This is a genomic window from Sphingopyxis sp. 10G20-10, assembly GCF_057365075.1.
The window spans coordinates 47,911-62,130 of record NZ_CP195117.1 but is presented as its reverse complement, the minus strand read 5'-3'; the positions used below and the strand labels follow the sequence as shown (position 1 = coordinate 62,130).

Below are 14,220 nucleotides of genomic sequence, written 5' to 3'. Positions count from 1 at the left end.
ACACATACTACTCGGTAGGTCAATGAAATTGTCAGTCCGTGGATGCGCCACCTTCGCGGGAAGGTTATAAGACGGCAGGCAAGACGAGGATGAACGCACGCATGGCTGGAATGTCTAAAAATCAACTGCTTCACGCTTACCGGATCATGCAACGATCGATCCTGTTGGAGCAGGTCGTGCTGCGCCTGATCGAGGACGGCACGGCGCGCATCCTGCTACATTCCGGGCGTGGACAGGAAGCGATCGGCACCGGGGCCTGCGCCGCCCTGCGCGACGACGACATGTTGTTCTACAGCCATCGTGGCGTGACGCAGATCCTCGCCAAGGGAATGCCGGTCGCTCCCTTGCTCGGCGATTTCCTTGGTCGCACGGATGGAGCGACCAAGGGGCTCGGCGCAGGCATTGTCCATGCGGTCGACCAGTCGCTCGGCATCATGGGATCAAGTGGCACGCTTGGCGGAGGTTTCGTACTCTCGGCAGGCGCCGCCCTTGGTGCACGCAAACTCAAAGACGATCGCGTCTCGGTACACATCTTCGGCGAAGGCTCGGCCAATCGCGGCACCTTCCACGAGGCCGCCAATGCTGCCGCGCTTTGGAAGCTTCCGATGGTCTGGCTGTGCGAGAACAATGGCTATTCGGTCTCCGTCGCGCATCGCGAGGCGACCTCAGTGGAAGATGTGGCCGACCGTGCGAAGGCCTACGGCATGCCCAGCCGGATCGTCGACGGGCAAGATGTCGAGGCGGTGCATAATGCGATGGCAGAAGCGGTGGAACGTGCCCGCGCGGGGGAAGGGCCGACGCTGATCGAGGCGAAAACGCTCCGCTTCCGCGGCCATTTCGAGGGCGACCCGCAGACCTATCGCGACAAAAACTATCTCGACTCGATGCGGGAGCGTGACCCCCAGAAGATCGTCGCCGAAAAACTGACGACTATGGGCGTTGATGAAGACGCTCTCGCTGCAATCCGTGACGAAGAATCTCATAATCTGGAAAGCGCGGTGGAGCAGGCGCTGACATCAGCCAAGCCCGGCCCCGAGCGTATCTACGAAGGCCTGCTTGCTGAAGGAGGTGCGGCATGAGCGAACCGAAAACCGATACCACGCGCACGCTCAGCTATCGCGCGGCGCTTCGCGAAGCCCTGATCGAAGAGATGGAGCGTGACGAGCGTGTCTTCATGATGGGCCAGGATGCCGGTCGCTTCGGCGGCGTATTCGGCGTCTCAAAGGGGCTGACCGAAATGTTCGGTGAGGATCGCGTGTTCGACACCCCGATCTCCGAAGCCTTCATCGTCGGCGGTGGCGTGGGCGCCGCGCTGGCGGGAGCGCGGCCGGTAGTCGAACTGCAATATGCCGACTTCGCGCTGATCTCGATGGACGAGATCGTCAACAAGGCGGCCAAGTGGCGCTACATGCACGGCGGCGGGCAGTCCGTGCCGCTAGTGATCCGTGCGCCGGAAGGCGTCGTCGGTGGGCTCGGGCCCGAACATTCCCAGTCGCTCGCACAGTATTTCTGGCACAGCTTCGGCCTCAAGGTCGCCATGCCCGCCACCCCGGCAGATGCGAAGGGGATGCTGAAGTCCGCTATCCGGGACGAAGATCCTGTCCTTTTCCTCGAGAACAAGTCGCTCTACAACCGGCGCGGCCCGGTACCAGAGGGCGAGTATCTCGTCCCGTTGGGCGTCGCCGCACAACTGCGCGACGGCGATGCGGTAACGCTGGTCGCATGGTCGCGGATGACAACGATCGCGATGAAGGCAGCGGACGAGCTCGCTGAAAAAGGTATTAACTGCGAGGTAATCGACCCACGCGGCATCCGCCCGTTCGATCTCGCTACGGTGCTCCGCTCGGTCGAAAAGACCGGGCGGCTGGTCGTCGTTCACGAAGGCCCCGTGACTGGCGGCCTTGCGGGCGAATTGATCACGCAGGTTGTTGAGCGCGCCTTTGCCTCACTGCAAGCCGCTCCCATGCGTGTCGCGGGCAAAGACTCATACGTTCCGCAGAACCTCGACCTTGAAGGCCTGCTGACGCCTGATGCCAACGCAGTAGTAAAAGCCGTCGAAGCGGTCATGGCCGCGTCCCCTACGAAGGATTTATGATGTTCGAGATCAAGCTCACCAAACTTGGCCAGACGATGGAAGAAGGCATCATCACGGCTTGGATGAAAAAGGTTGGAGAAACCTTCGAACAGGGCGATATTCTATATGAATGTGAGACCGAGAAGGCCGTGAACGAGGTGGAAGCCACCCGGGCCGGGACCCTGCGCGAGATCGTGGTCCAAGAAGGCGAAACTGTCGATGTGGGCACGGTCATCGCCACGGCGGACGAACCTGCATGAGTCCAAATGCCGAAACCCTGACGGGCGTTCACAAGGCGATGGCCAATGCCATGGCCGCGAGCTGGAGCGAGATCCCGCATTTCGCCGAGATTGTGCAGGTAGACGCCACTGCGCTGAAGGAACGCTTGCGGACCGAACGTAAAGCGGCAGCTGTTGATGAGAATGCCCCCCGCATCTCGATCAATGACCTGGTGGTCCATGCTGCGGTCGAAGCGTTGGGCAAGGAGCCTGCGCTCAACGGCGTATTCATCGATGGCAAGATCGAGCGGCCCGCTGACATTTCGGTATCCGTTGCAATTGCGACCGAACACGGGTTGATGACGCCGGTGCTGCGTGACGCCGGATCACTCTCGCTGAAAGACATCTCCTCTTCCATCGTCGCACTGCGAAAGGCTGCCGACAGGCGTCGTCTCGGCTCCGAGGCCTTCGAAGGCGCGGTGATGACCATTTCCAACCTCGGCGCTTTTGGCGTCGACACCGGCTTCCCGACCATAAACCGGGGGCAGAGTGCACTGCTGTTCATCGGTTCGCTGGCGGACCGCCCGGTGGTGATCGACGGCGAAGTGGTCGCGCGGCCCACGATGTATCTGACGCTCGCCTGCGACCATCGCGTCGTCGATGGGCTTGCGGCAGCCCGCTACCTCGGCGCGCTGCGTGCCATTATCGAAGACACTGGCATCAAAGGCCCTGGCGAATGACGGGCAAGCTCAAAGGACGCGTCGCGATCGTCACCGGTGCGGGACAAGGCCTGGGCCGCAGCTACGCGCTTGGCCTCGCCGCACAGGGGGCCAAGATTATCGTCAACGACATCGGCAGAGATCAAACAGGCAAATGGACGGCTGAATCCGTTGTCGAGGAAATACTCGAATCTGGCGGCGATGCCGTCGCCAACATCGACAGCGTGGCAACTGCGCAAGGCGGACAGTCAATCGTCCAGACAGCGATCGACCACTTCGGGTCAGTCGACATCCTGATTTCCAACGCCGGAATCGAGCGGAACAAGTCCTATGCAAAGTCGGACGAGAGTCACTGGGACCCGGTGATCGATGTGCATCTAAACGGTACGCATAACCTTTGCCATGCGGCATGGCCGCATATGAAGGAACGCGGCCACGGGCGCGTAGTCCTCGTCACCTCGCCGTCCGGTCTGTGGGGCAATTTCTCGCAAGCATCCTACGCGGCGGCCAAGATGGGCATCATCGGGCTGGCTAATGTACTGGCGATCGAGGGCAAACGTTACGGCATCCTCGTGAACAGCCTCGCCCCAATCGCGACCACGCCGATGTCGGCGCACACCCTGCCCCCCGGCCTCGGCGAGAAACTGTCGCCCGACCTTGTCACGCCCGCCATCGTCAAGCTGGCGTCGGACGATCTAGACGTGACGGGCGCGATCCTGGTGGCGGGCGGAGGCTGGTTCACCAGCGCGCATATTGCCATCGCGCCGGGTGTACACCTGAAGCCGTGCGAACAGCTCGACGACTACTGGAATGCGGTCCTTGATGGCAGCACCATTGAACCGGGCACGCCGCTCGACCCGGACACGCTCAACGCCATGTTCAGCGACTGAGCACCGAATGGCGGCGGCACGGCTGACGCGCGATCTAGTACAAACTGCCGGGTAGCTTCCGGCTACGAACATGGATGGAAACGCATGAATTTCGAGCTCAATGAAACCCAGCAAGAAGTACAGCAGGCGGTTCGCAACCTCGCCAATACTTTCGACGATGCATACTGGCGCGAGCGTGACAGCAAGCACGAATTCCCGTGGGAATTCTACAATGCCTTTGCCGAGAACGGCTGGCTTGGCATCGCTATTCCGGAGGAATATGGCGGCAGCGGGCTCGGAATTACCGAGGCATCGCTGCTGTTGCAGGAAGTCGCTGCTTCGGGTGCGGCCATGAACGGGTGCAGCCCGATGCACCTCAGCATCTTCGGTGTGAACGTGGTGGCCAAGCATGGTTCGGAAGAACTGCGTCAGTCGCTCCTTCCCCGCGTCGCCAGCGGCGATTGCCACGTCTGCTTCGCGGTGACTGAGGCCGATGCCGGGACCGACACGACCCGAATCCGCACTTTCGCTAAGCGGACAGAAAATGGCTACGTTATCAACGGGCGCAAGATTTGGATCACCAAGGCGCTTGATTCCGAGAAGATGATCCTCGTCACGCGCACGTCCCCGCGCGAGGAATGCACCAAGCCCACCGACGGGATCACTCTTTTCCTGATCGATATCGACCGAAAGAAGATGGCGATCCGCCCGATCGACAAGATGGGCCGCAACGCGGTCGCCTCGACCGAAGTGTTTATCGACGATCTTGAAGTGCCCGAATCCGCCCGCATCGGGGATGAGGGTAAAGGCTTCCGCTACCTGCTCGACGGGCTCAATCCCGAGCGTATCCTGTTGGCACATGAGTCGCTCGGCATCGGCTATGCCGCTCTACGCCGCGCGGTTCAGTACGCAAACGAACGCGTTGTTTTCGAACGCCCCATCGGCGCAAACCAGGCCATCCAGCATCCGCTGGCGCAGGCCTATGCCAACCTCCAGGCCGCTGAGCTGCTGGCGCGCAAGGCCGCATGGCTTTATGATCGCGGTGATCCGTGCGGTGCGGAGGCGAACATGGCGAAGCTGCTGTGCGCCGACGCGGCGTTTTTCGCCGCGGACCGGGCCGTCCAGACCCTCGGCGGGCTGGGCTACGCGAGCGAATATGACGTCGAACGCTATTTCAGGGAAGCACGTCTGATGCGCATTGCCCCCATCAGTCAGGAAATGGCGTTAAATTATATCGCGCAGCAAGTCGTCGGATTGCCACGTTCCTACTAAGGTTAAACGATGACAGGCACGCTAATCGAGAGAATCGCGCGTCACGATCCCGAGCGCGCCGCTCTGATCGTGACGCATCCGCAGGGTGACCAATACGTATCCTATGGCCGCCTGCTGGATGCGGTGGAGCGCTGGGCAGGTTGGCTCGCCGGCAAGGGGCTAAAACCGGGAGCGCGGATCGGGGTCTGGCTGCCCAATGTCGCCGCGTGGCCGATCCTTGAGCTTGCCGCTGCGCGCTGCGGGCTGATCGTAGCGCCAGTCAACACGCGCTGGCGCGCAACCGAGATCACCCATCTGCTCAAGCGGACCGAACCTTCGCTAGTGATCCATCCAAGCGAGTTCCAGGACATCGACTTTGGCGGGATTCTGGCCGAGATGTCCGAAGGATCAATGCCGACAGAAACATTGGCACTCAATTCCACGGCCATCGATCCTCCCGCCGGGGAGACCGCACACGTAGCTGACGATCTCGGCGACCGCTTGCTCAACCTGCTTGCAACCAGCGGTTCGACCGGGGAGCCGAAATTCGCGAGCCACACCCAGTCGGGACTCGTAATCCGCTTTACCGCCGCCGCCGAACGCTTTGCCATCTCCGCGGGTGACCCGGTGCTGTGCGCGCTGCCAATGTGCGGCATATGGGGCCTCGGAATCACGCTGGCGACGCTTATGACTGGTGGCACGGCGGTCCTGATGCCGGTGTTCGATGCAGACGAGGCCGCGACTTCGCTCGATCGGCTGAAGGTCGCTCACGTCCACGGCGGCGACAATCTGGTGCTGGCGATCGTTCAGTCGGAGAAGCTCGCCAGAGGCGTACTCCCGAACTGGACGACCTGCTATTTCGGCGCATTTACAGGCCGCGATCCCACTGATGTCATAGCCGCAGTCGAGCCGTGCGGCGGATCGGGCTTGCGAGCGGCGCAGGCCTATGGCTCGTCCGAAGGGCTGGCCTTCGTCGCAGGCTGCGGGCCCGATGCGCCGCTCGAAGACCGGCGAAATGCCGGCGGCCCGCTACTCGACGAGGCGACGCAGGCACGGCTGATCGATCCGCAATCGGGCGCGATCGCGGCGCCGGGCGAGCGAGGCGAGATCCAGCTGCGCGGGTCCACGGTGACGGCAGGCTTTTTTGGCGATGACCTGGCGAGCGCGCAGTTACGCACCGAGGATGGCTGGCTAAGGACGGGCGACCTTGGTGAGCGGACCGAGGAGGGCTTTCGATTCATCGCCCGTATGGGCGATGCGCTGAGACTGCGCGGCACTCTGGTCGACCCCGCTGAGATCGAGGCATCGCTGTGCGATCACCCTGCTGTGGCAGAGGCGCATGTCGTAGGCGCGCAAGACCTCGAACGCGGCGACGTTGCCGTCGCCTTCGTCAGGACGGAAGCCGGAAGCGCCATGTCGGAGGACGACCTGCGCAGCTTCGTGCGGAGCAGGCTGGCGAGTTACAAAGTGCCCGAACGGGTTGTGCTCGACGCGGATATCCCGGTCACGGTCAGTGCGAATGCAACGAAAGTGCGTAAGGATGTACTGCGCGAGATGGCAGGGTCCTATTTGGCCAGTACACCGCCAACTACGTAATTGACAATCGTATCCGCAATGGCGGATCGATCCTCATCAGTCGTCTCGGGCCGGTCGACATACCACATGGTCGTCCAGTTGAGCGACCCAAGCAGCGGCTTGGCGAGAAGTTTGGGGTCGTTCTGGCGAATGGTCCCCTCATCCATTCCCTGACGCAGCGCATCGACGAAGAGAGTTTCGTAACTGCGACGGACCTTCGAAATCTCGACCATAAAATCCTGCTGCTTCTCGTTTACGAACAGGTCTGTCGTGGAAAGCAGCGTGACACGTGTGAATGCCAGATTTTCCATCACGATCAAGGCGTGACGACGCGCCATCCTGCGCAGCGCGTCGATAGGGTCGCTCGCAGCTTGGCGCTCCGCCGAAACCTGCGCAAACATCATGTCCAGCACCTGACGGTGAATATCCATGAGGATATCCGCCTTACTACGATAGTAGTGATAAATCCGGCCCTTGGTCGCCCCCATTTGGTCGGCTATCTCATCTATCGAAGCGCGGGCATAGCCAAGGCGCATGAACGCGTCGGTCGCCGCGGCAAGGATTTCCAGCCGGCCTTCCTCGTTGCGATTAGGCCTTGCCCGCGTCGCACGGTCCTTTTTTACCGGCCCTGACATATACATCCCATTCTGATCGCTTCCCCTGACACCCTCTTAACGCCCGTTTCCAGCAGACTAAAGGTCGGTGAGCCGACATCCACCCGATGGGAGGACGTCGGCCCGTATCGCAGGATCAGAACTTGAAGGCGATTTCTGCCCCGTAGGTGCGCGGTGCGCCGAAGCGGGAGACCTCGTCTTTGAGCGCGTAGTTCACGTTCACGCGATACTCCGCGTCGGTCAGGTTTCGTGCCCAGAGGGCCGCGGTCCACCGGTTGTCGAAGGTGTAGGAAAGCCGCGCATCGAGCAGGCCGTAGGGATCTTCGAACTGCGCATTGGTCGGGAACCAGTAGGTCTTCCCCTTGCCCGTGTAGTTGGTGCGGAACTTCAGCTCGTCGTTGTCGCCTACCGGCACCGTGTACTGGAAGCCGACGTTGAACTGGTACTTGGGCGTGCGTTGCAGGAACTTGCCCGTATTGTCGTTCCCCAGCGAGTCGGTGAACTCCAGGTACTTGGTGTTGAGCAGTGTCAGGCTGCCGAACAGCTCGAGGCCGTTGAACGGGATCACCTGCCCTTCAAGCTCAACCCCGCGAATGCGGGCGTCCGCCGCATTGTCGGTCACGCTGCACAGGCAGTTGCTGTCGGTCTGGGTGACCTGCAGATCGTTGTAGTCCATCTGGAACACGGCGAGGTTGAGGCGCGCGCGCCGGTTCATGAACTCCAGCTTCGCGCCAAGTTCGTAGTTGTTGACCGTTTCCGGATCGTAGCTGATCGCGGCGGCGACGGCATTGGCGGGCGTGTCCTCGAACCCGCCGCCCTTATAGCCGGTGGCGTAGCTCGCGTAGAACATCACCTGCTCGCTAGGGGTGAATTCCAGCGTGAATTGCGGCGTCAGCTTGCCCCAGCTGTCCGAGTAGCTGGCGGTGAAGGACTCGCCTTCCGCGAGGCCTGCGCCCAGCGGGGTAAGCGGCACGGTGCCGCCGGGGTTGAACCGGTCCCCGGTCTCCACGGCAGTGCCGGTGACGATGCCGGATTTCTTGTCGTGCGAGTAACGCAGCCCCGCAACCGCCTTGAACAGTGGGTTGAACTGGTAACCGACCTGGCCGAAGACCGCCCAGGATTCGGAGGTCGCATCATTGTTCCAGAGCGACTCGCCCGAGATGAGGTCGAGCGCGGCGAGCGGCACCTCACCCCAGAAATGGTCGATCTTGGTCACATCGTCGCGCTGGTGATAGCCACCCACGATCCATTCGAACCCGCTGTCGCTGGGCTGCGAGACGAGGCGGATTTCCTGGCTGAACTGCGTCGCGTCTTCCGACTCGCCGACCGGGGTGGTGAACAAGGTGGGCGAAATGACGCCGTAGCCGTTGTCGGGGCCGACGCCGGTCTGGTCGTACTGGCTGTCCGCCTTGCCGTCGCGATAGCCGATCACGACCTGCAGATCGGCGACATCGCCGAGGCCCTTGCTCACCTGCCCGATGACACTCACCGCATCGCGGGTGAGGCCCTGCGGCGTGGGCGAGACATCGCCCTTGAAGATGGGATGCTGCGGCAAAGCTTCGCGAATGGTCAGCGGCTTGCCGCGAATCTGGCCGATCTCCTTGCGCGCCGCGCTCCACGGGCCGTTCCCTGCGTCGGGGCCGTCGATGGCGATCTGTGCGATGCCGTTCGATTCGTCGTGCACGTAATCGACGATCAGGCGCGCTTCGAAATCCGATTCGGCCGGCTGGAACAGCAGTTGGCCACGCGCCTGGATGCTCTGGATGTCGTCGAGGTCGCGGTTGTTCAGGATGTCGCGCGAGTAGCCGCTATTGTTGTGCGTCTGGAATGAAAGACGCGCTGCGACATTGTCGCTTATCGGACCGGTCACGTGACCGCGCAGCAGCACATCGTCGTAGTTGCCGTAAGACGCGCTGAGCGATCCGCCGTTGGTGAACTTGGGGCTCGCGGTGATGATGTTGATCGCTCCGCCGGCCACGTTGCGGCCAAGCAGCACACCCTGCGGACCGCGCACAACCTCGACCCGTTCGATATCGTAGAGGTCGAAATTAAAGAGGCCCGGACGGCCGACGTAGACATCATCGGTGAAGATGCCGATCGACTGGTCGGCGGAGGGCGAATCCAGCCGGGTATTGGTGATACCCCGGATATTGAATTCCTGATCGAGTCCGGAAATGGCGGTGAACGAAAGCGAGGTGGTACGCTTTGCCACATCCTCGAAACTGAGGATACGATCTTCTGCCAGGGTTTCGCCCGAAAGGGCGCTGACTGCGACTGGCGCCCGCTGGAGACCGACCTCGCGGCGCTGCGCAGTAACGATAATCGTATCGAGCTGTTCAACCTGGCGGGGTTCGGCTGAAGGCTGCTCGCCTTCGGCGGCGGCATCGTCCTGTGCGATGGCCGATGCTGGTACAAGCACGGCAGCCATTGCCAGCAGTGACGGTATGTTACGTGTACGCATTTTCTTGCTCTCCCAAATCGGTTTCGGCGTCATGATCGATACCCACAACGATTAACCTACTGAGTAGTATGTCTCAGTTATCACGACTGGTCAAGAGGCTTGACGGCACATGCAGCAACATACTACCCAGTAGGATATGAACGAAAGATCCTCCGAAAATATAGACGCGCCTTTGAAGGGCGTTCGGGTCTTAGACCTTGGAATGTTGCTTCCCGGGCCGGTTTGTGCCCTGCATCTGGCGTGGCTTGGCGCAGACGTCGTAAAGGTCGAGCCCCCGGCCGGAGACCCAGGCCGCCACCTCTATGACGGGGCATTCTTCGACAGTTATAATCGTGGCAAGCGCTCGGTCGTTTTCGATTTGAAGACGGACGATGGACGCAATGCGTTACTCGGACTCGCAGGGAGGGCCGACGTCCTGATCGAGAACTTTCGCCCCGGAGTAGCAGACCGGCTCGGTATAGAGCCGGCCAGGGTACTGGCGATCAACCCCGCGCTGATTTACTGCTCGATCACGGGCTTCGGTCGTGGATCGCGTGAGGCTTCTCCGGCGCATGATCTGAATTTCCTCGCTGGTTCAGGTGCTTTGGGAGCGGCAACTACATGGTCGGGTCAGGGAATGGCATCGACGCGGCCCGCCATGCCGGTGGCCGATTTCGGCGGCGCAGCCATGGCGGTACAGGGAATTCTCGCTGCGCTCTTCCAGCGATCGCGAACCGGGCAAGGGAGGCACCTGGAAATCGCGATGCAGGAAGTCATGCTGCACTGGATGGCATGGCGTGTGGCAGCCGAGGACAGGGACGACGATCAGGCGTGGACTCGCTTCCTTGAGCCCGCGAACGACATTTACCCGACCAAGGATCGGCGCCGAATCGCAATCGGTGCGATCGAGCCGCGCCTGTGGCGGGCATTAACGGATGCTCTGACAATCGACGGGCACGAGTTGCCCGAGGGCGCGCCCGACTGGGATTGGCGGCAGAGGCGCGACAATGGTACGCAATTAGCGAATGCCCTGTCCCGAGCTTTCGCTACGCGCTCCATGGACGCCTGGATCGCGCTGCTGGAGCAGGCGGGCGTCCCGGCCGATCCGGTCGCGACTCCGGCAGAGGCTTTCGCAAGTTCATGGGTGGCCGAGCGCTCGCTAAAACATGACGACGGGTGGATCCGTCCTCCGCTGCCGGGCGTAGGTCGTCTCGCCCCTTCGCCTTCGCTCGATGCCGATAGCCAGGCAGTCCGGGCCGGGCAATTCTGGAGCTAGGACCGCGGCATGGACACAATTGATACAATTCTCCGCCATTTCGGGGCAAACGCCTCCGACCGACCTGCCCTCACTTTCGATGGCAAGACATCCACCTACCGGGATTTAGACCGTAATAGCAATCGGCTCGCCCGCGCGCTGGCCGCCGAGGGCGTCACTAAGGGAGACCGAGTAGCGTTTCTTGGCCGCAACCGGACGGAGCATTTCGAAATTATCTTCGCGGTCGCGAAGTTGGGGGCAATCTCCGTCGGGATGAACTGGCGGCTGAGTGCGGGCGAGCTCGCTGCGCAGCTGAAAGACTGCTCCCCCCGGGTGGCGCTGGGATCGGACGCGGAAATGGCGTTGCTGACTGAGGCATTGGATGGGCTGCCGGACGCGCCGCTTGCGATAGATCTGAACGATACGACCCCCGCCGGATACGCCGTCCGCCTCGCGGTACAGGCGGATGGCGATTTGCCGATGGTTTCGCGTTCCGAAGACATATGCATGATCTGCTACACCTCGGGCACGACGGGCAGTGCCAAAGGCGTCGCCTTCACCCATGGCAGCCTCGGTGCGATTTTTCCTGGTGCAGCCGAAGCATGGAACTTCAGCCCCGACAGCGTAAGCTTGGTGTGCATGCCCACCTTCCACACGGCCGGCGCCCTGTGGGGCCTGCTCGCCATGTCGCAGGGCGGGCACGATGTGTTGGTGGGGGATTTCGATCCTGCCGAGGTCGCGGACCTGATGGCTTCGCACAAGGTTACGAATGCGATGCTCGCGCCGATCATGCTTGAGCAGGTGATTGTCGCGCTCGAAGCCGGCCCTTCACGCGATCTCTCAGCCTTGCGCACAGTTTTGTATGGCGCGGCCCCGATTACCGAACCGGTCCTCGCGCGAGCGCTCGAAGCGCTAGATTGCGGCCTGGTGCAGGGCTACGGCCTGACCGAAGTCAACGGAACACTCACTATCCTGCGCTCCGAAGACCACGTCCTCGATGGCCCCCGCCGCGACCGCCTGCGCTCTGCCGGAACCCCCGTGCCATGGGGGGAAGTGCGGGTCGTCGATCCCGAGACCGGTGCCGAACGTCTCCGGGGCGAGGTCGGCGAGGTATGGGGAAAGAGCCCGGGGATGATGGAAGGGTACTGGCGCAAACCCGAAGAAACCGCAGAGACTGTTACCGAGGACGGATGGCTGCGCACCGGCGATGCCGGGTACATTGACGAAGACGGCTACCTGTTCCTCACCGACCGGATCAAGGACATGATCGTGACGGGGGGCGAGAACGTCTATCCGATCGAGGTCGAAAACACGCTCGCCGCCCATCCGGCAGTCGATGCAGTGGCGGTGATCGGCGTGCCCGACGAGAGGTGGGGTGAAGCTATCAAGGCTGTTGTCACAACTAGGGGCGAGCGCCCCTCCGCCGAAGAGCTGATCGCGTGGGTGCGCGACCACATCGCCGGGTACAAGTGCCCGAAATCCGTCGATTTTATCGAAGAAATGCCACGCAACGCCTCGGGAAAGATCCTGAAGCGCGTGCTGCGCGAAAATTACTGGAGTGGGCATGACCGCAGGATCGCTTGATACGCTGCGCCCCGGATTGCTGGAAGGTGCGCGCTGCCTCGTCACCGGCGCAGGCAGCGGGATTGGTCGTGCGATTGCGCTGCGCCTGATCGGGCTCGGTGCGCATGTCACCAGCGCAGGCCGGACGATCGAAACGCTTCAGGAGACTGGAGATCAGGCAAAAAAACTGCCGGGCTCCTACGAGCCCGTGGTATGCGATGTGCGCGATGTCGATGCGGTCGGCAAGCTGGTCGAAACAGCAGCAGGCGATCATGGACTCGACCTGCTGGTGAATAATGCAGGGGGGCAGTTTTACGCGCCCGCAATCAAGATTTCGCGGCGTGGCTGGGATTCGGTAATCGACCTCAACCTTTCGGCAGTATTTTCGATTACCTTGGCCGCGCGCCCCCATTTGGCGAAGCGGCGCGGAGCGGTTGTCAGCATCTCGCTCACCGGAACCGACCGGGGCATCATGGGCGCATCGCACGGCGTTGCCGCACGCGCGGGCGTCCTCGGTCTTACCCGCACGCTCGCGCTTGAATGGGCGGGCGACGGCATCCGCCTCAACTGCATCGGCCCCGGTATCGTGCTGACCGAGAACCTCGATCCAGACGCGCGGGAGCGCATTCTGGCACGCATGGACGCCGTGCCGCTCGGCCGAGCCACCGAGACTGCTGAGATCGCCGAACTGGTCGGCTTCCTCGCCAGTGACGGCGGCAGGCTGATCTCCGGCCAGTTGCTCCAGATCGATGGCGGCGCGCATATCGGCCCCGGGATCCACGCCTGGGAACCGGAGCGCGGACCATTATGAACAGGCGCTTCGTCGGTAAGGTCGCCTTCGTCACTGGCGCCGCACGGGGACAGGGCCGCGCCGCCGCAATCGCGTTCGCACGGGACGGCGCGGACATCATCGCCCTGGACGTGTGCGGAAAGGTAGCGCCAGATTCTCCCGCCAGCGTTCCCGCGGATTTCGAGGAAACGGTCGCCGCTGTAGAGGGCGCCGGTCGACGGATCGTCGCGCACAATGCCGATGTGCGCGATCTGGCTGCAATCGAAAAAGTACTGGCCGATGGCGTCGAGCAGTTCGGGCGGCTCGATTTCGTAGTCGCCAATGCAGGAATCGCGGGCATGGGCCCGTCGGACAAGCTGACCGAAGAGCAGTGGGACAGGATGATCGCGGTCAACCTGTCCGGCGCGTGGCGCACCTGCCGCGCCGCGATCCCGTATCTGCGCGAGACCGAAAACGGGTCCATCATTTTCACCGCATCGGCTGCAGGCCTCAAAGGCATGCCTTGGGTCTCGCACTATTCGGCGGCCAAGCACGGCGTCATCGGCCTGATGCAATCACTGGCCAACGAACTCGGGCCGAAGTGGATTCGCGTCAACGCGGTGTGTTCCACCACCGTGCGCACGCCGCTGATCGAACACGAAGAACACTTCCGCCTGTTCCGGCCAGATCTCGAACATCCCACTGCCGCCGATATCGAAAAGGCTGCATCAAAGCTCAACCTGCTGCCGATCTCGTGGGTCGAGGCGGAGGATGTCGCCAACGCGATCCTTTGGCTCTGCTCCCAAGAGGCCCGTTTCATTACCGGCGTCGCGCTACCCGTGGACGCTGGCTTCCTGATCAAGTGAGGACACC

13 protein-coding genes are annotated in these 14,220 nt (G+C 62.2%); 11 read left to right on the top strand and 2 right to left on the bottom strand.

All coding sequences use genetic code 11. The annotated features are described in order from the left end of the window. Positions 1-89 precede the first annotated feature (89 nt). The 7 genes from ACR3XE_RS00260 to ACR3XE_RS00230 all read left to right on the top strand — a co-directional run bounded on the left by ACR3XE_RS00260 (position 90) and on the right by ACR3XE_RS00230 (position 6,727). Positions 90-1,079, top strand: coding sequence for a thiamine pyrophosphate-dependent dehydrogenase E1 component subunit alpha (locus ACR3XE_RS00260; protein ID WP_473699545.1), 990 nt, complete (start codon positions 90-92; stop codon positions 1,077-1,079). Next, positions 1,076-2,095, top strand: coding sequence for an alpha-ketoacid dehydrogenase subunit beta (locus ACR3XE_RS00255; protein ID WP_473699546.1), 1,020 nt, complete (start codon positions 1,076-1,078; stop codon positions 2,093-2,095). Before ACR3XE_RS00260 ends, ACR3XE_RS00255 begins: the two co-directional genes overlap by 4 nt. Continuing rightward, positions 2,092-2,334 (top strand): biotin/lipoyl-containing protein, encoded by a 243-nt coding sequence (locus tag ACR3XE_RS00250; protein ID WP_473699547.1) that lies wholly within the window; start codon positions 2,092-2,094, stop codon positions 2,332-2,334. The genes ACR3XE_RS00255 and ACR3XE_RS00250 overlap by 4 nt, the downstream gene beginning before the upstream one ends. Further along, positions 2,331-3,032 carry a 2-oxo acid dehydrogenase subunit E2 gene (locus ACR3XE_RS00245; protein ID WP_473699548.1) on the top strand — a complete coding sequence of 234 codons (702 nt, stop codon included), beginning with the start codon at positions 2,331-2,333 and terminating at the stop codon, positions 3,030-3,032. The genes ACR3XE_RS00250 and ACR3XE_RS00245 overlap by 4 nt, the downstream gene beginning before the upstream one ends. Next, the gene (locus ACR3XE_RS00240) at positions 3,029-3,901 is read left to right on the top strand and encodes an SDR family NAD(P)-dependent oxidoreductase (protein ID WP_473699549.1); all 873 of its coding nucleotides are present in this window, start codon (positions 3,029-3,031) and stop codon (positions 3,899-3,901) included. Before ACR3XE_RS00245 ends, ACR3XE_RS00240 begins: the two co-directional genes overlap by 4 nt. Positions 3,902-3,985: 84 nt before the next feature. Further along, complete coding sequence (locus tag ACR3XE_RS00235) at positions 3,986-5,152, top strand: acyl-CoA dehydrogenase family protein (protein WP_473699550.1); 1,167 nt, start codon at positions 3,986-3,988, stop codon at positions 5,150-5,152. A gap of 9 nt (positions 5,153-5,161) precedes the next feature. Continuing rightward, positions 5,162-6,727: an AMP-binding protein gene (locus tag ACR3XE_RS00230; protein ID WP_473699551.1), complete on the top strand. Its 1,566-nt coding sequence runs from the start codon at positions 5,162-5,164 to the stop codon at positions 6,725-6,727. Here ACR3XE_RS00230 and ACR3XE_RS00225 read toward each other — a convergent pair. Both ACR3XE_RS00225 and ACR3XE_RS00220 read right to left on the bottom strand, forming a co-directional pair. Next, a complete protein-coding gene (locus ACR3XE_RS00225; RefSeq protein ID WP_473699552.1) occupies positions 6,697-7,341 on the bottom strand; it encodes a TetR/AcrR family transcriptional regulator in 645 nt (214 codons plus the stop codon). The genes ACR3XE_RS00230 and ACR3XE_RS00225 overlap by 31 nt on opposite strands. A 115-nt stretch (positions 7,342-7,456) precedes the next feature. Then, the gene (locus tag ACR3XE_RS00220; RefSeq protein ID WP_473699553.1) at positions 7,457-9,814 is read right to left on the bottom strand and encodes a TonB-dependent receptor; all 2,358 of its coding nucleotides are present in this window, start codon (positions 9,812-9,814) and stop codon (positions 7,457-7,459) included. Positions 9,815-9,917: 103 nt separating this feature from the next. Between ACR3XE_RS00220 and ACR3XE_RS00215 the strand changes: the two genes are divergently transcribed. The 4 genes from ACR3XE_RS00215 to ACR3XE_RS00200 are packed head-to-tail and all read left to right on the top strand — an operon-like array spanning position 9,918 to position 14,213. Further along, positions 9,918-11,036, top strand: coding sequence for a CaiB/BaiF CoA transferase family protein (locus ACR3XE_RS00215; protein WP_486185821.1), 1,119 nt, complete (start codon positions 9,918-9,920; stop codon positions 11,034-11,036). A gap of 9 nt (positions 11,037-11,045) precedes the next feature. Beyond that, positions 11,046-12,599 (top strand): long-chain-fatty-acid--CoA ligase, encoded by a 1,554-nt coding sequence (locus tag ACR3XE_RS00210; RefSeq protein ID WP_486185820.1) that lies wholly within the window; start codon positions 11,046-11,048, stop codon positions 12,597-12,599. Then, on the top strand, positions 12,580-13,389 hold the full coding sequence (locus ACR3XE_RS00205; protein WP_473699557.1) for an SDR family NAD(P)-dependent oxidoreductase: 810 nt from the start codon (positions 12,580-12,582) through the stop codon (positions 13,387-13,389). Before ACR3XE_RS00210 ends, ACR3XE_RS00205 begins: the two co-directional genes overlap by 20 nt. Beyond that, on the top strand, positions 13,386-14,213 hold the full coding sequence (locus ACR3XE_RS00200) for a mycofactocin-coupled SDR family oxidoreductase (RefSeq protein WP_473699558.1): 828 nt from the start codon (positions 13,386-13,388) through the stop codon (positions 14,211-14,213). The genes ACR3XE_RS00205 and ACR3XE_RS00200 overlap by 4 nt, the downstream gene beginning before the upstream one ends. The last annotated feature ends 7 nt before the right edge of the window (positions 14,214-14,220 follow it).